The following is a 19106-nucleotide window of genomic DNA, read 5'->3' as shown; positions in this document are numbered from 1 at the left end:
TTATGCACCCAGCCCGGAAAGAGCCGCGGTCACCGAGTCGACGGTGGGGTCTTCGAGCTGACCGACCAGCTGACCGTCCTTCATCAGCAGCACCGTATCCGCGTAGGAGGCCGCCACCGCATCGTGGGTGACCATGATGATGGTCTGGCCCATTTCTCGGGTGGAGGAACGCAGCAGTGAGAGGACCTCGGCGCCGGTGCGTGAATCCAAGTTTCCGGTGGGCTCATCGCCGAAGACAACCTCGGGGCGAGTGAGCAGGGCACGGGCGACTGCCACACGCTGTTGCTGTCCACCGGAGAGTTCGTGCGGCTTGTGGGCCAATCGGTCACCCAGACCCAGGGTCGTGACGATTCTCTGCAGCCACTCCTTGTCGTGCTTCTTCCCGGCTAGTGCCAAGGGCAGCAGGATGTTGGCTTCGGCGGTGAGGGTGGGGACCAAGTTGAAGGACTGGAAAACAAAGCCGATCTTTTCCCGGCGCATCTTGGTCAGCGCATCATCATTCAGCTTCGAGATATCCGTCCCGCCAATGTAGATCTCCCCACCGTTGGCGTCATCCAGGCCCGCGAGGCAGTGCATCAGGGTGGATTTACCCGAGCCGGATGGGCCCATGATGGCGGTGAACTTGCCGCGAACAAAGGACACGTCGACCCCGCGCAGGGCTTCAACGCGGGTGGTTCCTTCGCCGTAGATCTTGCTGAGGTTGGTGGCGTAAACAGCGATATCGGTGCTGGTATGTGGTGCAGTAATGGTCATAGTTCAACGTTATGTTGCCACTGTATGGTTTCGGATCATCCCAGCGGACCCTTTTATCCACCGCATAGCTCATACCCGGGTATGAGACAGCGACCTCACAGGGTCCATGGATACGCTGAGAAACATCATGCTCTACTTCGCCGTACCCACCGTTGCCCTGCTCATCACCATCGGGCTTGCACTGAGCGCCACCGTTCTAGTGCTACTTCTTGTGCTCGCTGCCAATAACAATCGCAAGGCCATCCGCGCCATCCTCTGGGTGGGGATCCCCTTGTGGGCGATTGGACTGGCAGTGGCGGTATTACCAGGAGCCCCGTCGCCCGACCCAAGCATCCCCTCGGGTACCTTCAACTGGATTCCCTTCTTGGCACAACGCGAACGCGATTTGAGCGTGGAGCTGCTGGCGAACCTCGGCCTCTTTGCCCCGTTGACCCTGATGCTCGCCTTTGTCTGGCGCCGCTACGCGGTCTTCAAATCCACTCTTCTGGTCATGGGTCTTTCCATGAGCGTCGAATTGACCCAATTGCTGCTGCGCAATAACCGGGCATCGGATGTCACTGACATCCTCACCAATACCACCGGTGCCTTTGTGGCGGCACTGGTTGGTTGGGCACTGCTGACCTTGGTGAAACGCCAAGGGGCGCCCCGAGAGCTAACCCAGCAGGTATCGATACTCGAAAATTTCTCTAGCTAGCTCATCGTCAACTCCGTCGAAGTAATCGGGTGAGGTTAGGCATCGACGTGATCATCATCTACTTGCAAGAACTGCTGAAATAGATTCCGTCTCCAATCACCGAACTGGTTCAGCCTGTTCGAATTACCCGAAGCATCAAAAGCCATAGCTGACTCTGCTAGCTCGCAGCACAACCGCTTCGTCGCACGATTCGCACGAAGCCCTACGGTAGGCACATGACGCCCCCGGTGTACCCAGTCGAGTTCCCATTGCCGTGCCGTGCCCACCATAGGAGGCATGGGCGTGGCGCGTTTTTCGTGAATCTTGCGCAATGCCTCGTTTCGGAGTCCCGGCATCAACCGAGAGCAACACCTCATTGATTCCACTTGTCCCTTCAGAATTCAATTTGAGCGCCCACAAAACACGTACGGCAACCCCGATAGTGGCATGTTCCGACGGTTCATCTGATAATGCCGATAGACTGGGCTGAATTTCCGATTGTTTGGCTTGGAGAACCCGATTTGGCTTTGAATATGTCTTTCCAGTCGCAGATCTATCGTGCCTTGCCCGAATTGGAACGTTCTGATGCCATCGTCAACCGCATCTCCAAGGCGATCACGCTTGGCATGCTGCGCGTTGGCGAACGTCTGCCCAACGAAATCGAGATGTCCGAGATGTTCGGCGTGGCAGCGGCCACCCTGCGGGACGCCCTAGCCGTGTTGCGCGACCAGGGAATCGTCGAGACCAGACGCGGACGAAGCGGCGGAACATTCATCCTGAAACAACCGCAATTCCAGCCGGAGGCCATGCGTGAGTGGCTGATGTCCACGTCGATTGCCGAGATCCGGGATCTGGGCGACGAACAGTCAGCCATTGCAGCTGCCACAGTGCGCTTGGCGTGCGACCGAGCCGAGCCGCATGAATTGGAGAGACTGCAGGACATGGCCCGCTCGTTGGTCTTGGCCGAAGGTGCTCCGGCAAGGGCACGGGCCGACAGCCGCTTTCACATTGAATTGGCTGTGACCGCCCAATCCACCCGATTGGCAAATGCAGAAATCCGTTTGCAAGCCGAAACGGTTGAGGTTTTGTGGTCACCGTTGATCGATGAATTCGACGCAGAGCGGGCCACCGCGGAACATCTGGCGCTGGTACGCGCTGTATCAGATAACCGAAGTCAGCAAGGGCAACAATTGGTGATTGATCATATCCGGCGCAACACGCATCATCTCATTGATACGAAGCTGGCCCTGAGCTACTCAACCGACGTGAAGGCAAAACCATGAGTCTCTCCCTACCAGCAGCCGCAGCTTTGGGATCCATTTCCGCTTGGTTTAACGAGGCATCGGCGGCAACCTGCGCAATGGCCGCCGCGGTCACCGAATTGCTCACTCACGATCTCGCCCCGGGATCACTAGTCACGAAGAGCGACCTCGCCGGGCTCAAGGCTCTCGCCTCTGATTCCCTGCGACGGCATCCATACGCCGTTGGATCTGGCGCAACATTCTCCTCGGCGCGGATGAGCGAGGGACAAGGCGTCCTTGAGTGGTGGGCACCTGGACCCAATGGGGCCGAAAAGCTGGCATTTGACCTAGACCCGGGGGGCGAGCGGTTCTACGACTACGAGCATCTTCCCTATTTCAGCGACGCTGAGAGAACTGGCGAGGTAACCATCTGGGGACCATATGTCGATTATTTGGGATCCGACGAATATATCCTCACGCACACCGCCCCGTTCAAAATTCATGGGGAATTCGCAGGGGTTGCGGGCTATGACGTGACGGTTCGGGCATTGGAGGAAATCTTCCTTCCCGCATTGCGTTCGATCCCCGGCCATGCTGCCCTACTTAATTCCAGCCATCGGGTCATCATCGGCAACTCCGGTGCTTACCTCGTTGGCGAAAGGATCAAGGCCGCACCCAGCGAAAGTCGGATCATTCCCTTGGAAGTCCCGCATCTGGGCTTGTCCATGTTAGTGCCTGCTTAGCCGCGTGGCGGGTCGAATATATTCGACCCGCCACGCATATCAGGCGGTCTGCACGTGTTGAGCCAGTTGTCGGCGCCGTAGAAGGCCCTGTTCAACTAGTGCTCCGAAGATCGCGCTGCGGTCTTCAACGGATCCGTCCCGGTCTTCCGGATGCCATTGCACGGCCACGGCCCAGGTTTTCCCAGGGTGCTCGGTTCCCTCCACGATCCCGTCGTCGGCCACCGCGCTGACGATCAAGTCAGGGGCCACGCGATCCACGGCTTGGTGATGACCGGAACGCACAGTGACTCGCTCACGGCCAAGGATCCCGTGGATTTTGCTGCCTTCTGTCAAAGTCACCCCTTCGTCGAGGAACATCGGCTGGCCGAGTTGTCCCTGGTGCAGAGTCGAGGGAACGATATCCGGTACCAATGTCCCGCCGAGAGCCACATTTAGTAGCTGGGATCCCCGGCAGATGGCGAGCAGCGGTTGGTCCTTTTCGAGGGTCCGATGGATCATGGCGATGCAGAATTCATCGGCAGCTAGGTCCACCCCGTAGGCCTTGGGAATCGGCCCTTGAAGTTTGTACAGCGAGCCGTCCACGTCGCCCCCGCCGAGAAACAGCACCGCGTCGGCGTCTTCCGCGGCCAGGGCTGCCTGTGGGTCAGCCGCGGAGCTGTCGATCAGGACAGCTCGGGCCCCGCTTTCCAGCAATTGGTCGAAGGCGCTGCGAGTGAAATCACGCATGATCCTGTAGCTTTCACCGGCCATGCCGGGGAAAGTCAGTGAGACCACCACTGCCACCAGCGGAGCATCCTGCGGAAGTAAGTCGAACCCTTCCGGGATGACTTCTTCCAAGGTCAATACCCGGTCTTCGCGTGGATCGGTGCTCATAAACTCAATTCCTCCAAGGTATTCGTGCCTTCGCGGGAGGACACCCTGGCCCGGCGGGCCAGAGCTGCCTCGACCACCCAACTGAATAGCGCATGATCGGTGGCCGATGCCTCGGCCAAATCCTCGGGATGCCATTGGACTGCCAGCAGTGAAGCGTTGGGACCCTCCAAAGCCTCAACGACTCCGTCCTGCGACCTAGCGGCAACCCGCAACCCCGCGCCGACGCGGTCGACCGCCTGATGATGGTACGAGGAGGTCCGCACTGGGGCATGCCCCAAGACCGAAGCGAGGAGTGTGCCGGGCTCGCAGGTCACCGGATGTTCGGCGCCGCGGTGCTGGATCTCGCCGGGTACCAAATGGCCCACCAGTGTTCCGCCGTGGACGACGTTGAGCAGTTGCATGCCCCGGCAGATGGCCAGAGTCGGGATCCCTGAATCGAGGCAGGCCTGCAGGAGTCCTGCCTCGTAGTCGTCTTGTCCCGGGTAATCGGCTGGCCAATAATGTTCGTCCGGCTCGCGTCCGTAGCGGCTAGGGTCAATATCGGCGCCGCCAGGAATGACCACCCCGTCCAGTCGGGCGAGCTGGTCGGCCGCCGACTCACTGCTTCCCGGAAACAGGACCACGGGTTCCCCGCCGGCCCGATCGATGCCGGCCAGCACCCCGACGGCCACTGCCGCCCCAGCGAAGCGCATGCCCTGCACCTTGGCCGACCACATGCCCGGGACGCCTATCAACGGGCGACGGGCGGACCCTGGAGCGCCCGTCATGTCCGACTGCCCGCGATTGCTTCGAGGCTGCGCTGCAACGGAAAATCGAGCGTTGGCATCCAGATATCCCATACCTCTTCTAGGCTGCCATCGGCAATCACGGCAGCCAGTGCCACGTTGAGTTCCTCGCGCAAGAAGGGGGCGTCCTTAGCGACCCCTATCCCCCACGGGTTGCGAGTTGCCACGGTAAAGGCCACGTCGTAGCGCGGGTCATCGCCCAGGGGCACCAGCACCACATCGTCATCGACCATGGCATCGACGGTCGCGTCGGCGAGAGCAGCCAGCATGTCTTCGTAGACGGTGTCTCCGCTAAAGGGAACGATGATCGCTCCCTCGAAGGTTCGTGCCAAGGCCATGTTGGCGCTGCCATCAATGGCTGCTACTCGGTAGCCGACCAGATCGGCCGGGCTGCGCGCGGGGTCACCCTTACGTACTAGCACCGTTTCGTCGAACACTGCGTACGGGCGGGTGAAATCTACCACGGCCTGACGCTCGGGAATGATGCCTTGTCCGCACCACACCGCGTCCACCTGGTGGTCGCGGACCGCTGGCAGCATCTCGTCCCATCCCATGGTGACCCAGTCGATTTTTCTCCCCATACGTGAGGCAACTAGTTCGGCGGCGGCCGGCTCGTAGCCGGTGCGTTGGCCGTTGGGATCCATGAGCGAGAAGAGCGGTGGTGCAACCGCGTCGATGCAGGCCAGTTTGAGCGTTGTCATTACGGCATCGTCTCCCAGTACATTTCGCGGTCCCACTCGGTGATCGAGCCACAGTAGCGAGCCCATTCCTCTTCCTTGAGCTTGGTGTAGATGGACACCAGATCCGCTGGCAGTGCCGAGGTGAGGTAGGTGTCCGAGACGAATGCCCCGATGGCGTCGCCAAGAGTCAGTGGCAACTGCGCTCCGAGCGCTGGGGCGCTGTCACAGGCCTCGTCGGGAGCGCCAGGTTCAAGCTTGCGGTTGATCCCGTCCTCCATCGAAGCGATCAGCAACGTGTGGGACAGGTAGGGGTTCACCGCGGAGTCCGGCACCCGATACTCCATCCGTCCGTTGGCGGAGATGCGGATCAGGCAGCCGCGCGAGTCAAGGCCCCAGTTAGCGGTGGAGGGAGCGAACTGCCCTGCATCCCAGAATCGCTTGTAGGAGTTCACGGTGGAGGCCATCACGGCCATGGATCCCTGGGCGTGGGCCAGCATGCCGCCAATGGCGTGCCGGGCGGTTTCCGAGACATGCAGTTCCACGCGTCCGGCATCTTCGATGACGTTGGTATCCCCGTCCCAGAGGCTGAGGTTGTGGTGGCAGCCGTTGCCCATCTGGCCGTTGTAGGGCTTAGGCATAAACGAGGCAGTGACCCCGAATTCGCGGGCGACCTGCTTGCAGATCTGCCGGTATGTCACCAGTCTGTCGGCGGTGTTCTCCACGCGGTCATACATCCAGTTCAGTTCGAGCTGTCCGTCGTCCTCGTAGTCGCCCTCGATCATGTCCAGGCCCATGGCCTTGGAATAGGTGACAAGCTTCTTGTAGATCGGGCGCATGCGCTCGAGGTTCTCGATCTGGTAGGCGGGGCTGGAGCCGGGCCGTTTGACGACCTCCATGCCTGGTCCTTCCCAAGTCATTTCAGGTTCGGTGCCCGAGCGCACCTCGAATCCGGTGCGTTCGGTAAACGCGGCATGAGTGCGGGCCAGCAGTGAACGCGTGTCGATGGCTAGCGGGCGACCGCCGACCTCCGGCAGGTGCGGTGGTTCGTAGGCGGTACAGAAGATGCGGGCGACCGAGGTGTCCCAGGGCAGCACCACAAAGGACTCGGGCTCCGGCAGCGCCCAGAATTCGCGGGCCTCGATGCCTCCGCCAATCAGGTTGCCGTGGCGGTCGTTTTGCAGGTCGGAGAGCGCCGTGCGGTGGAAGGCGATGCCCTTTTCCAGGTTACGGCGGAAGTGGTTTGCCGGGACCATCTTGGCGACCACGCGCGAGCCAATGGTGGGTAGCGCGTAGTAGATGTACTCGACACCGGCGGCCTCGATCTTCGCCGCGAGGTCCTTGACGATCTGGGGTTCGAGGTTGCGTGCCTGGTGCCGGGAAAAGGCTTCACGGTCCAGCATGGTGTCGGATTCGTTTCTCAGTGCTTGCAAGGTCATGGGACTCAACTCGTTTCTTCTGGAAGTCTTAGTTGGTGACAAGTGCGCCGGCATCGAGCACCAGCTGGCGGTAATGCAAGTGCCGCGATGCCGGCAGACCGGCGTTGACGACTCCTATGAGTGTGTTCCCGCGGTAGTAGCCCACCGCGACTCCCTCCTGGGGCTGGCCGGGGTCGCCCTCAAGGATTCGGGTTTCTTCGGCGTGGGCAGGGGAACCTACGCCGTTGATCCGGGTTCCGAAGATGTCGGTCCAGAAGGACGGAAGAGGGGCAGGGGCCTCGGCCGGCTGGCGGCCAGCGATCCCGGCGACCAAAGCGGGGGCCGCGATCTTGGCGGTGTCGGTGGGTGTCGCCCAGTGCTCCACGCGCCGGGCGGGAAGCCCGTTACGGACATCGGGATAACGCGCAATGTCACCGACGGCGACGACGCGTGACATCGGCTGCCCGTCCGCGGCCAGGACCCGCAGGTTCCTGTCGCATTCCACGCCGTCGCTGAGGTCCAGTCCGTTTCCCTGTAGCCATTCGACATTGGCATGGGATCCCACGGCCTCGATGATTACCTCCGCGGCCACCAGACTGCCGTCGGAAAGTTCGATGCCGGTGCAGGATCCATCTCCCCGGTATGCGACCACGGAGACTGCCGTCCGACAGTCCACACCACGGCGCGAGAACATCTCCCGCACCCCTGAGGAGAGTGCCGACCCCAAAGGTCGTTCCATGGGGCCGGTCCGTCCCTCCACCAGGGTCACCGTGCAGCCCAACGAGGCCGCAGTGGCCGCGCTTTCGCATCCGATGAACCCCGAGCCGATGACCCCGACCTGGGCCCCTGGCACTAGAACCGCGTGCAGGGCCATGGCATCGTCAATGGTGCGCAAGACGTGACGCCCGTCCACGGGTCCGGGAACCACAACTTGGGCCGGACGCAGCCCAGTGGCTATCACCAGTCCATCGAAACCGATTTCTTCTCCGTCTTCGAGGGTGATGGTTCGGTCGGCCAGGTTGGATGCCGTGATGCGGGTTCCCAAACGCCATTGGATTCCGGTGGCGCTGCGCCGTGCCCTGAAAGCCAGCTTGGCAAGTACTTCTTGGGGAGTTCCGGGGGCGGCTAGGACTTCCTTGGAGAGCGGTGGCCTGTTGTAGGGAGGATGGTTTTCCTCCCCGATGACTATAATTTCTCCCACCCAGCCGGCTGCCCGCAGCTGTTCGGCGGCGCGTAGTCCCCCGAGCGAAGCGCCGGCGACGATGATCCGCTGGTCCATGCCTAGTCCTTCACGAAGATGGCTTGAACCGGACACACATCGATGGCTTCCTCGACTTCGTCCAGCAATGCGTCGTCAAAGGTTTCCTCGAATTCAAGGATTCCTTCGTCGTTCATCGAGAAGACTTTCGGGGCGGCGATGGCGCACTGGCCATGGTTGTCGCATAGTTTACGGTCGACGGTGATCTGTGCCATGGTGAAGCTCGTTTCCTTGGTGCTGATGATGATGTGGAGCGGTGGGTAGGCTTAGCGACGCTTGGTGAATCCGATGGGCAGCCGGATGGGACCGGTGTTGCCCGAGTCGGGCAGCCATTCATCCCCGCCGGTCAGGTGTGGGTTGGCGAGCCGACTGGCCAGCAGCGGCAGTGCTTCACTCATATCGGCGCGTGCCACAAAGTGTCCGAGGCAGTGGTGCACTCCCCCGCCGAATCCATAGTGGGCGGGGTGCTCACCAAGTAAGTCCAGTTCTGGGTTGGGGAACGCGAGAGGGTCGGTGCCGGAGGCCTGCGTGAACAGGTGCACGGTGGTGCCCTCGGCAATCTCAAGTCCTTGGTAGGTGAAGTCCTCGACGGCCTCGCGGGTCACCCACGTGACGGTCGGGTTGATGCGCATGACCTCCTCGACGGCCTTACCCCCGAGTTCTGGCCGTTGGGCCAGCAGTTCCCACTGCTTCGGGTTTCGCATGAACGATTGCATGGCCAGGCCCAGCTGGTTCCGAGTGGTGTCCATGCCCCCGAAGATCAGCAGCACGAGTGCGTTGCGGAGTTCTTCGTCGTTGAGCGTGTCGCCATCTCGGCTGGCCAGGACCAGCCGGGAGACAAAGTCCTCGCCTGGGTTCGCTTGGCGGTCCTTGATGAGGTCCTCGGCGTAGGCGTAGAGCTCGGCCACTGCCGCGTCAACCTTATCCAGATCCTGTTTGAAGGTGACGCCCAGTGCCAGACCGATGGTTGAGGCGAGGCGGGCAATGGTTGGCCATTGGCTTTCCGGGATGCCCAACAAGATTGTTAGCACTCGGGTTGCGTACGGTTCGGCGAAATCTCCGATGAACTCGCACGAACCACCATCGATGAAATCGTCGATGAGTTCGTTGGCGAGCGCCTGGAAGCGAGGAACCAGGTCTTTGATCAGCCGCGGGGAAAATGCCGGGTTGAGCAGACGCCGGATCCGGTGGTGATCCTCTCCCTCCAAGACGAGCAGATTCTTGGTCCACCATTCAAAGAACAAGCCGCCGTGCACGCCGTTGTGCGCGGGCCACTTGGCACTGCCCTGGATGAGTTTGGGGCTCTTGAGCAGCTTGCTGACTTCCTCATAGCGCAACACGGCGATGCCGTAGTTGGTTTTCGCATACCAGTTGGTCTCGCGAGCGTTCCGGAGCTCTTCGGACTGCATCGCGAAGCTCGGATCCGAAATGTCGAGATAGGGGACATTGAGTTGATTCGGGGCGGTTTCGACACTCATGGTGCGATCCTCTCGTCGGGGTATTGGTCTAATCTGGGCATTTGGTCGACAGCTGATGGTGGTTGCTTGGTTTTAGCTGCCGCCGGCGGACTCCTGGGTGTCGATGGCATCTGCGGCGGGAGCATTTCCCTTGAGGTGGGGTTTGCGAAGAGCTAAGTACAGGCCGCCGATTCCCACTACAAAGAGCGAAGAAATTAAGACGATGTAGTTGGCGAACCATCCCGCTTCCGGCGACCGAGGCCAGGCCATGTTGATCATGCCTAGGACGCCCCACAGCAGCGCCATCACGTTGACGGGAACGCCCCAGCGGCCAAGTTGATACTTGCCAGCTGGCTTCCATCCCTTGAGTCTGGCCCGCAGGGATGCCAGCACGACCATTTGGAAGCCCAGGTACATGCCCATGGCGGCGAAGGAGATGATGGCAACCAGCGCATCCTCGGAGATCTTGGAACCGATCACGACCAGTGCTGGGAACACGCCGGCAATCAGGAGTGCGTACGGCGGAACATGGCGGCGTTCGCTGAATCTGCTGAGTAGGGTACTGAAAGGAAGGATCCCGTCCCGGGCCATGGAATAGGTCAGGCGGCTCGCGGCAGCCTGCAGGCTCAAGACGCACGAGACGAAGGAAATCAAGACCACACCGAGAACGACCTTGTATCCAATCGGGCCGAAGGCCGCCATCAACACACCCATGAGTGGGTCCGAATCAGCACCCGAAATCACTGACCCAAAGTCGGGGACGGCGAGGATGAGCGAGAGGCAGACGAACATCGCTGCTGCTCCACCAATGTAAATGGTCATGCGCATGGCCTTCGGGATTGTGCGCCCGGGGTTTGGCACTTCTTCCGCGACGTCGCCGCAGGCTTCAAAGCCGTAGTACTGGAATATACCTATCAAGCCAGCGGCAGCGAAGGCCACGAAGTAGTCCGAGCCCTCCCCTGCGCCGAAGGTGTCAAAGAGGACACTAAGGTCGTGGTGACGATGACCAATGAGCAGCCATAGACCGACTACTACGGCTCCGCCGAGTTCAGCGATGAGACCGAGCATGGCGACTTTATTCAGGACACCGGTACCGAGGAGGTTGAGGCAGGTTGCCAGCGCGATGATGGCTAGCGCTGCGAGGATGGTCGCGTCAACGCTGCTTTGCATTCCGAGGAACGCAGCAAGGTAAGGGCCAGCGCCATATGCCACGGAGGCAATCGTCGTCAAGAGTGCGACTAGGTAGACCCAGCCATTCATCCAGCCCCATTTGCGACCCCACAGGCGTCGCGACCATGGGTAGACCCCTCCGGCTACAGGGTAGTTCGATACGATTTCGCCAAAGATCATGGCGACAAACATCTGCCCGGCTCCCACTATGAGCAATGACCAGAACATCGGGGGGCCGGCAGTTCCCAAAGCAATCGCAAAGAGGGAATAGATTCCCACCACGGGCGATAAATAGGTAAATCCCAGCGAGACGTTCCCCCAGAACGTCATTTCCCGCTTGAACTGAGTTTCGTACTCATAGCCGAGGGCTGCCAAGTGCGCGGCATCCTCGTCATGCTCGTGCGGTGAGGCCTCGGGTGCTTTACGTGACTCTATGGACACGACGTCTCCTAGTTGGCTTTCGATGAATTGATCGAGTGAGCAGAGCCACGCATCCAAGTGATTGACATCACGCGGCGTCCGATAAATAAAAACTGTATCTCTGAATGATTTAGACCACAAGGCTTCGGTCGAAAATTCACCAAATAACTCATCCGGCCTTCATCAACAGGAAATTCGGCAAGAAAATACGGGACTCACGAGGATTCCGACGGGAAAATTGGCCCTTCTGGCATACGAAGTGAATCGACGGAAACCCCAAAGTGCAGCCCGGTTGCCCTATTACATTCATTTCTGAATGTAAACTTGAGCATTAAACATCCCGAACCGCCGGTGTGATTCAGTTCAATCCGAGGATGCTTGCCGATGGGCACCTAGCTAGAGTGCAGAGAATAAAGAAAGCGCTTGCGTACTAGTTTCAAAAACTAGTCCACAAGCGCTTCACACGAAGTTTCAGCGTCCGGCCACAATGCTGGGTAGAGAAATCGCTAGTCGTGCCGCTCGTGCTCCGGAGTCTGATGGCTATGCGACTCAATCTGGAACGTCGAGTGCTCGATGCTTACCTTGAAGTGTTGGGCCACGCAGGATTGCAGTTCCCCCAGGAGGGAGGCGGCAGCTCCGTTGTGGAAGGCAGCATCGTCGACCACAACGTGAGCCGAGAGAATGGGCAGGTTCGACGCGATCTGGCTGGCATGCAAGTCGTGGACGGTGATGACTTGCGGATGCGCAACCAAGTGGGCCCGAACGTCTTCAAGATCCAGTCCCTTAGGAGTGGATTCAAGCAAGATGTGGGTAGTCTCGCCCAACAGCTTCAGTGCCCGCGGAATGATCAGCGCGGCTATCAGCATGGCGGCAATGGAGTCGGCACGCATCCAGCCAGTTGTCGAAATGACGATAGCGGAGATGATCACGGCGACGGATCCCAGCGCGTCGTTGACGACCTCAAGGAAGGCTGCGCGCATGTTCAGGTTATCGTCCTTGCCCGAGGCAAGGATGAACATTGATGCGACATTGCCCAGCAGGCCAATGATGCCAAAAATGAGCAGCCCACCGCCGGTGATCTCGGTGGGTTCAAAGAGTCGCCTGATGCCATCAACTAGGGCATAAACACCCACGCCGAGTAGCAGTGCCGATTGCAGGGTCGCCGAGAGAACTTCGGCACGGCGGAACCCCCACGTGCGTTTTGATGTGGGTCGACGCATGATCAATGTTGCAGCGGTTAGGGCCAATAACAGTCCCGTGGCGTCGGTGAGCATGTGCGCGGCGTCGACCAGCAGCGCCAGCGAGTTGGTCAGAAACGCACCGATGACCTCCGCCACGAGGATCGTCGCGGTGATACCGAAGGCCCACGCCAGCTTGGTGCGGTTGGTGGTCACACTGCCGTGGTCATGGTCATGGCTCATGGGCGTGCCGTTTCGAGTTCGGGCTTCACATCGTGAACCTCGGTAAAGTTGTGAGCCTCGAGGTCATCACCGGCGTTACTGGCGATGTAGTTGTTGGCACCATCTAGCAGCGTCAGTAACTGCGTCGAGTTTGCCAGCGAGAACATGCTGGCACGGCCAACGGCCCGGGACGTCACCAGCCCGCAATCCCGGAGGCAGGACAGGTGAGCACTGACGGTACTTTGTGCCAGTCCCAGGTGCTCGGTGAGTTCCTTAACCTTGTGCTCGCCGGTTCGCAGGTGGGCCAGGATCATTAGTCGGGTGGGGTCCGAAAGTCCGTGGAAAAGTGCAGCGGCAGCACCATGGCCGGCAAGCATGTTTTGGTGACCACTTTCAAACTTTTCTAGCATCGTCATATAACGATATTAGCGCTCGTGGACGATAAGGCCAATAATTACGTCATCATGGCAGGATTGGTGAATGAGCACCTCAGTAATCATTGGAGACGACAGCCTGGCCCGTCCTGCGTGGGCCGCCACCGACCCGATGATGCGCGCGTACTACGACACCGAGTGGGGAATGCCGGTGCACGATGAGCATGGCGTCTTTGAACGGCTGAGCCTCGAGGCCTTCCAATCCGGATTATCGTGGGCCACGATCCTGCGCAAGCGCGAGAACTTCCGTACGGCGTTCTCCAATTTCAACCCGGACATTATTGAGGCTTTCACCGAGATTCAGGTCGAGGAGCTACTCGGCAACGCCGGAATCATCCGCAATCGCGCTAAAATTCTTGCGACCATCAAGAACGCCAAGGCAACCATCGCCTTACGCCAAGACGGTGGACTCGCACAATTCGTCTGGTCCTTCCAGCCGGAATCCACTCCCACCCCTAGAACGATGGACGAGGTGCCCACGACGAGCGTGGAGTCCCTTGCCCTATCCAAAGCGCTAAAGAAACGTGGATTTTCGTTCGTTGGTCCCACCACGATGTTTGCCTTGATGGAAGCACTAGGGATCGTAGACACTCACTTGATAGATTCTCATCGCCGTGGCAGCTCGGGGATCTGGCCAGCATGAGCTCGCGATTCTTGTCTTCCAACGGCCCATTGGATCCTGAGCACATGATGCGCACGCTTGGCATCCACTCGATTCCCGCGATCGACATCCATGAGCCCGCCGAGCATCGGCATACCCGGGTGATAGCCGTCGACTCCGGACCGAGGGCCGTTGCGCTGGAGTTCGCCACGAACGGCGTCCAGCTGTTCTGCGCCGGGACTAAAGACGGCGACCTTGACCAGCTTGAAACCGCGGTCCGCGCTTGGCTGGATCTGGACACAGATCTGTCCGGCATGCAGGAGTCTTTCATCCACGACCGCACGCTTGGTCCGCTGGTCGAGGCACGCCCGTGGTTGCGGTTGGTCGGATACCTCAACGGCTTCGAGGCCGCGGCCACCACGATCCTGGGCCAGCAGGTGACACTGGCCGCCGGCAGGACCTTCGGCGGACGCTTTGTAGCGGCGTACGGAAGCGAGGGGCCCGGTGAGCTGCGCGTCTTTCCGACGCCCGAGGCCGTGGTTTCACGAGGCGTTGAGACCCTGCGCGAAACCATCGGCTTAACCAAGACCCGAGCAGGCACGTTGTTCCTCATGGCCGAGGGATTTGTATACAAGGGTTTCACAGGAACGCCCGGGATCCCGCTGGATCGCTCGGAGCTGCTGGCTTTGCGCGGCGTGGGCCCGTGGACCGCCGACTACCTGCAGATGCGCGGCCGAAGCGATCCCGATGCTTTCGTGCCCGGGGATCTGGTCGCGCGTCGGGCCTTGAACAGGATGAGCGAACGCGATGCCGCTACGCTGGCAAGATCGTGGTCGCCCTACAGGTCCTACGCCATGGTCCATCTTTGGGCCGCCGACTCGATGGGCAGCACGCCAGCCTAGACCCTGCCACCCGAACAAGCTGCAACGTTGACGTTCGGCCGTGGCACCAAGGTTGCGCTACCGCAGCAAGGGTTCCATTGGACGGAAGCGCCTCCACGGTCGTTAATCGACCCGAAGGCTACAGGGCGCACGCAACAACACCCAGTTAGTTCTCTTGAGTCCCTGCTCCGGCAGCCTACCTCGACCAACCGTCGAATTTCGAGCGTTGGTTGCTACGTCTGTTTCAAGGCCTTCCGGTCTTCAACGGAGATTCCCTGTCGTGCGAACTGCTCCAGCGTGGCTTCGTAGAGCCGCATATAGTCAACGGCCGGATAACGCAGAAGATCGATCCTTATGTGGGATCGTCCGTCTTTCGTTTTGTTTCTTCGGGTATCCAAGGCCTTGTCAACATATACATCCAGCGAACGGTTGAGATCGGCGCGGTCCCATAGCAGCTGGACTTTCGAATTGTTCTCATATTGGATACTCGTCACCGAGACAATGGATTCCCAGGGAATCTTATGGCCCCCGCGAACGGTGATCCCGCTTGGTTGAACCTTGAGGTCAATGGCTTCTTTGCCCTTGCGCGAGATGCCCGCCGCTGCGGTAATCATACCGATGCACCCGTAGACAAGTGTCAGCGCGCCCATGACCGTTGGGATCCACTGCACGATGATCTGAGCACGGCGACTCGAAATATCTGGCAGGTCATTCAAAATGAGATACAGCCCCAGCGGCAGCAGGACTGCGGCCAGAACCAAAAGTGATCCACTCTTCTGCATTCGAGGCAGGTGCTGCGAAAGAGAATTCACGAACTCTTCGGGCTGAAGTTTTCCCGTTTTCGGATTATTCAAGAAAACACCGGTCCGTTCTCGTCTTCGTCATGATCGTCGTCTGCAACGCCAAAGGTTACCGTTTCGAATAGCGCGATCATCGGTTCCATCATGAAACCCAACGTAGCCAGATCGGAGTCGAAGGCCTCCAGCAGGAACACCATCCCGTGGCTTCGTCCGACGGTTCTCACATGCCCTATCGCCGGCGACATGACCGTCTCGTCCTCCTTCGGAACCTCGAGGGTAATGGCCGAAGTCGTCTGCACGATCTGGCCGAAGACCGCCGATCCATATTCTTCGACTTGCGCTGGGGTCACCGATTCATACGTCGGCAACGCCAACTGGACCAGGCTTTGGCCCGGATCGTCTTGGAGAACAATCAGATGCGCCGTCCCCATCGCATGCCCATCTTCTGGCGAATACCACAGCGTATGCTCGGCCTCATCCACTTGGTTATTCACCACATCCAATGCCATCAGCTGGTAAGCCTGCCGCATGGCATCGCTCTCGGGGATAGCGACTTCTGCGAGGTCCGCTGCCCACTGCTCTGCCGTATCCCATTGCTCGTCCGGGAAGGAACGCGGGACCGGTAGCCAGTACTCCAGATCCGGTTCGATTTCATATTCGATCACTGAACTGGCACCCACCTAAACGTCCCAAAAATTGCATAACCGAGTTCCTGCAAGGCCTCCGTGAGCTCTGCTTTGCCCTCGCCGGCGTCAACCTGAGCATAGGAATACAACAACCACAACCCTGCCTTCGGATCCGGGTCCTCACTCCCATCCGGCAACGGTCGGGGAATCACCATATTCAAGCCCAAGTTCAAAAATTCTGGGGCCTCGTCGGCTCGCTCTGAGGTGCTCCACCGGTACCACGTCGCCCCATCGACGATCTCCGTTTCCACCGGATTTCCGCCCGCGACCCTGCGCACGGCGTCGGGAAGCGTTCCCGAGGCCCCCACCTTCAGCGGAGTCATGATCATGGATGTCGGAATGGCGCCGCCGTTGACCTTCGCTACCGGCAGCGCGAACCCGAGAGAGCCACGGCGCCGCAAATGCTCGAACATTTCATGCGTTTTCTGCCGAATCAGCAGAACGACGTCAGCGCGGCCAAGCGACTTGGCCTCGGCCGTCGCAAGCTTGGTCAAAATTCCTTCGTGCTCGGCGGTCGTCCTGAACTCACGCCATCCCGGCGGGTACACCATGCTGTATCCGATGCCCCGGGGCTTCGGTTTGGTTTCCGATAGGCTCTGGCTCATCGATTCTCCTGCAGTACTAGAGTTTCATTTGTTCAGGCACCGCTCCGTGAGGTGCTCCGAGAAGCTATTTCTGCCGCTCATTCTCGTATATGCCGAGGCCGAAGGATTGCACGAAGGTACCGGAGTCTTCGAGCCTACCGGCAAACTTGGTTCCCATGGCCCAGTCAACGGCCCGAGGGTCAAGGTCGTCGGAGTGCTCCAGAATATAGTCTGCCAATGCCCGGTGCTTGGCGCTGCCGCCGTCATTGACGTAATTGATGAATTTGAGCGGGTTCTCCTCGAAGGACCTGTTGAACCTCGACAAGTACTCATTGCCATGCTGCAACTTGGCCTGCTGGTATTCCCGTTCAAGCTTGCGGTTGTTACGCCTGATATTGCTCCGGGTCTCGCTGTTTCCCCGGATCTTCGTCTTGACCGGACGCTTGGGTTTCCCCTTGAGGGAGGATCTGACAACGCCACGCCCGGTGCTTGCGCGCGACTTGGTAAAAGCCTTAAACGCCTGCCCCGCCCCTCGACTGCGCGCGGCCTTGAATCCGCCCTTGAACACCTGTCCAAGGCCCGAAATACTTTTGCCCAGAACCCTGCCAAACGGGACCAACCCTATAATGGCCAGTCCCAAGCTGGTCCAGTCACCTTCGCCTTGAGTCATCTTGTAGATTTCGATGGCCAGAGCAATCACTCCCACGACCACCGCGATAATGCCCAGAATCGGCCCTAGAACCGTAGAAGCCAGGATGATCGCCAAGGCGCCCAGCACGATGGCGGCAATACTCAAGATGTCGTTGAGCGAGTCGTACCATTTCTTATCGTCGTTACCCGCGGCGTCGAATGCCTCCTCGATGCCGCTCACAGCCTCGTCATAAGCGTCTTCCCAGTAGGTCACGCGGCCATCGAACTTGCCCCACAGCTCGGCGAGCTCTTCATCGGCTTCCTCGCGTGCGGCTTTCGCATCGGTCAGATCGCTTTTCGCTGCGGCCTTCTGCTCATCGGTGCCTTCTCCGATGCCCAGGAAACCGTCGGCGTCGTCCATTGCGTCGTCGGCGGTGTCCTCTTGGTCTCGTTTCGTGGCCGCCGTCTGGTGCGCCTGCTCTATGTCCGCAATCAGCGCGTTCATCGATGCATGGGAATCCACTCCGCCTTGCACGGTGCACATCTGCAAGGCGCCCTGGACCCGGTCCAACGCCTCTGCATACCTTTTCAGGGCCTCACCGGTCTTTTCATAGCGAATAGCTGCCTTGCGCAGGTCGGGAAATACCTCACCGGCGGACTCGCGAACCGTGGCCACGGCATCGGACTTCAAATCCGTGGTGCCCTCGCTGATCTCTTCCAAGCGGGTTGCTGCATTATCCATGGCAACGCCCGAAGAAATCAGCTTCAGGGCGCTGCAGCGCAAATCGTCGGGTTGCCCGCTGATCAGTTCCAAGGTCGTACCGGTGTTCGGTGACTGCAAAGACATACTGTGTACTTCCCCTATCTACTTGGACGCCGCGGGCTCGTTGGAGACTGGAGAGTTAAGGAATGCCTTTTGCGCATCCAGATCCCACTTCTCAAAGCCGTCTTTGATGTCTTTCAAATGCGTATGCACCCCGTCGAGTTTCTCCACCAGCTCATCGCGGTTCTTGTTCCAGTCGTTTTCGAAGTCCTCGACCCGATCTTTCAGCTTCCCTTTGCCCATCGGGTTGCCCACAGAGCTGGCGATGCCACTGACGATCTTCGAGGCATCCTCGAACTCCTTGATGCTGTTGCCCAGATCGGTGACGATCTCTTCAAGGCGTGCCAAATAAATTTCATCGGCCACGGTTCAACGACTCCTTCAAAGGTGGCGAGCAGATTACCGGTCGTGTGATGCGTGGATTTAGGGAAGACAAGCAAAATGTGGCCGCCCCGGCATTCACAAAGACGACCACATGACCCAGTTATACGAGGATCTACTTGCCTGCCATGGAACGGTCAGTATCCTGGATCTGCTCCATCATGTCGCGCAAGGCGATTGCCATGTCGTTAATGCCGTCAAATGCCCGCTTCAGTCCGTCATTCAGTTCCTTGTAACCCTCGCCGAACTGGCCCGAAGCATGCTCCGTGGTGAAGTCGTCGCCCAGCAACTTGTCCACACTGGACTGCAGCTGTTCCAGCACGCCGTCCAGATCATCGCGCCCGGTATCCAATTTGGAGGCCATGGCTTCCATCTCGCCGTAATTTGCCTTGAAATCGCTCACAACAATGCTCCCTCA

Annotated in this window: 22 protein-coding genes; 5 read left to right on the top strand and 17 right to left on the bottom strand. The window is 59.5% G+C overall.

All coding sequences use genetic code 11. The features are described 5' to 3' along the window. Positions 1–753: an ABC transporter ATP-binding protein gene (locus HED64_RS13535; protein ID WP_168152553.1), complete on the bottom strand. Its 753-nt coding sequence runs from the start codon at positions 751–753 to the stop codon at positions 1–3. A gap of 106 nt (positions 754–859) precedes the next feature. Between HED64_RS13535 and HED64_RS13530 the strand changes: the two genes are divergently transcribed. The 3 genes from HED64_RS13530 to HED64_RS13520 all read left to right on the top strand — a co-directional run bounded on the left by HED64_RS13530 (position 860) and on the right by HED64_RS13520 (position 3410). Further along, positions 860–1447: a VanZ family protein gene (locus tag HED64_RS13530; RefSeq protein WP_168152552.1), complete on the top strand. Its 588-nt coding sequence runs from the start codon at positions 860–862 to the stop codon at positions 1445–1447. Between the two features lie 449 nt (positions 1448–1896). Next, entirely contained in the window at positions 1897–2709 is an 813-nt protein-coding gene (locus HED64_RS13525; protein WP_245325985.1) for a FadR/GntR family transcriptional regulator, read from the top strand. Next, positions 2706–3410: a cache domain-containing protein gene (locus HED64_RS13520; protein WP_168152551.1), complete on the top strand. Its 705-nt coding sequence runs from the start codon at positions 2706–2708 to the stop codon at positions 3408–3410. The genes HED64_RS13525 and HED64_RS13520 overlap by 4 nt, the downstream gene beginning before the upstream one ends. Before the next feature lie 39 nt (positions 3411–3449). Here the strand turns inward: HED64_RS13520 and HED64_RS13515 are convergent, their stop codons facing one another. The 10 genes from HED64_RS13515 to HED64_RS13470 form a co-directional block, all read right to left on the bottom strand. Then, positions 3450–4283, bottom strand: a complete 834-nt coding sequence (locus tag HED64_RS13515) for a gamma-glutamyl-gamma-aminobutyrate hydrolase family protein (protein ID WP_168152550.1) — start codon at positions 4281–4283, stop codon at positions 3450–3452. Beyond that, a complete protein-coding gene (locus tag HED64_RS13510; RefSeq protein WP_168152549.1) occupies positions 4280–5050 on the bottom strand; it encodes a gamma-glutamyl-gamma-aminobutyrate hydrolase family protein in 771 nt (256 codons plus the stop codon). The genes HED64_RS13515 and HED64_RS13510 overlap by 4 nt, the downstream gene beginning before the upstream one ends. Beyond that, positions 5047–5769 carry an ABC transporter substrate-binding protein gene (locus tag HED64_RS13505; RefSeq protein ID WP_168152548.1) on the bottom strand — a complete coding sequence of 241 codons (723 nt, stop codon included), beginning with the start codon at positions 5767–5769 and terminating at the stop codon, positions 5047–5049. Before HED64_RS13505 ends, HED64_RS13510 begins: the two co-directional genes overlap by 4 nt. Next, positions 5769–7184, bottom strand: coding sequence for a glutamine synthetase family protein (locus tag HED64_RS13500; protein ID WP_210149686.1), 1416 nt, complete (start codon positions 7182–7184; stop codon positions 5769–5771). The genes HED64_RS13505 and HED64_RS13500 overlap by 1 nt, the downstream gene beginning before the upstream one ends. Before the next feature lie 28 nt (positions 7185–7212). Then, positions 7213–8442, bottom strand: coding sequence for an NAD(P)/FAD-dependent oxidoreductase (locus HED64_RS13495; protein ID WP_168152547.1), 1230 nt, complete (start codon positions 8440–8442; stop codon positions 7213–7215). A 2-nt stretch (positions 8443–8444) separates the two neighbouring features. Next, a complete protein-coding gene (locus HED64_RS13490) occupies positions 8445–8636 on the bottom strand; it encodes a ferredoxin (protein ID WP_168152546.1) in 192 nt (63 codons plus the stop codon). Positions 8637–8687: 51 nt separating this feature from the next. Then, positions 8688–9899, bottom strand: coding sequence for a cytochrome P450 (locus HED64_RS13485; protein ID WP_168152545.1), 1212 nt, complete (start codon positions 9897–9899; stop codon positions 8688–8690). A 72-nt stretch (positions 9900–9971) separates the two neighbouring features. Next, positions 9972–11489, bottom strand: coding sequence for an APC family permease (locus HED64_RS13480; protein WP_168152544.1), 1518 nt, complete (start codon positions 11487–11489; stop codon positions 9972–9974). 485 nt (positions 11490–11974) lie between these two features. Next, entirely contained in the window at positions 11975–12889 is a 915-nt protein-coding gene (locus tag HED64_RS13475) for a cation diffusion facilitator family transporter (protein ID WP_168152543.1), read from the bottom strand. After that, positions 12886–13245, bottom strand: a complete 360-nt coding sequence (locus HED64_RS13470) for an ArsR/SmtB family transcription factor (protein ID WP_245325984.1) — start codon at positions 13243–13245, stop codon at positions 12886–12888. The genes HED64_RS13475 and HED64_RS13470 overlap by 4 nt, the downstream gene beginning before the upstream one ends. A 103-nt stretch (positions 13246–13348) precedes the next feature. Here HED64_RS13470 and HED64_RS13465 point away from each other — a divergent pair, with 103 nt between their 5' ends. Continuing rightward, on the top strand, positions 13349–13945 hold the full coding sequence (locus tag HED64_RS13465) for a DNA-3-methyladenine glycosylase I (protein ID WP_168152541.1): 597 nt from the start codon (positions 13349–13351) through the stop codon (positions 13943–13945). Next, positions 13942–14805, top strand: coding sequence for a DNA-3-methyladenine glycosylase family protein (locus HED64_RS13460; RefSeq protein ID WP_281069235.1), 864 nt, complete (start codon positions 13942–13944; stop codon positions 14803–14805). The genes HED64_RS13465 and HED64_RS13460 overlap by 4 nt, the downstream gene beginning before the upstream one ends. A gap of 212 nt (positions 14806–15017) precedes the next feature. Here HED64_RS13460 and HED64_RS13455 read toward each other — a convergent pair whose 3' ends face one another. The 6 genes from HED64_RS13455 to HED64_RS13430 all read right to left on the bottom strand — a co-directional run bounded on the left by HED64_RS13455 (position 15018) and on the right by HED64_RS13430 (position 19091). Next, positions 15018–15638: a hypothetical protein gene (locus tag HED64_RS13455; protein ID WP_168152539.1), complete on the bottom strand. Its 621-nt coding sequence runs from the start codon at positions 15636–15638 to the stop codon at positions 15018–15020. Continuing rightward, positions 15635–16249, bottom strand: coding sequence for a hypothetical protein (locus HED64_RS13450; protein ID WP_168152538.1), 615 nt, complete (start codon positions 16247–16249; stop codon positions 15635–15637). The genes HED64_RS13455 and HED64_RS13450 overlap by 4 nt, the downstream gene beginning before the upstream one ends. After that, positions 16246–16875, bottom strand: coding sequence for a hypothetical protein (locus HED64_RS13445; protein ID WP_168152537.1), 630 nt, complete (start codon positions 16873–16875; stop codon positions 16246–16248). The genes HED64_RS13450 and HED64_RS13445 overlap by 4 nt, the downstream gene beginning before the upstream one ends. A gap of 64 nt (positions 16876–16939) precedes the next feature. Continuing rightward, positions 16940–18331, bottom strand: a complete 1392-nt coding sequence (locus HED64_RS13440; RefSeq protein WP_168152536.1) for a DUF308 domain-containing protein — start codon at positions 18329–18331, stop codon at positions 16940–16942. 18 nt (positions 18332–18349) lie between these two features. Continuing rightward, the gene (locus tag HED64_RS13435) at positions 18350–18673 is read right to left on the bottom strand and encodes a hypothetical protein (protein WP_168152535.1); all 324 of its coding nucleotides are present in this window, start codon (positions 18671–18673) and stop codon (positions 18350–18352) included. Between the two features lie 130 nt (positions 18674–18803). Next, the gene (locus HED64_RS13430) at positions 18804–19091 is read right to left on the bottom strand and encodes a WXG100 family type VII secretion target (protein WP_168152534.1); all 288 of its coding nucleotides are present in this window, start codon (positions 19089–19091) and stop codon (positions 18804–18806) included. Positions 19092–19106 lie beyond the last annotated feature (15 nt).

It is taken from the genome of Paeniglutamicibacter terrestris, from assembly GCF_012271785.1.
Classification (GTDB): Bacteria; Actinomycetota; Actinomycetes; order Actinomycetales; family Micrococcaceae; genus Paeniglutamicibacter; species Paeniglutamicibacter terrestris.
This window is presented reverse-complemented; position numbering and strand designations above follow the sequence as displayed.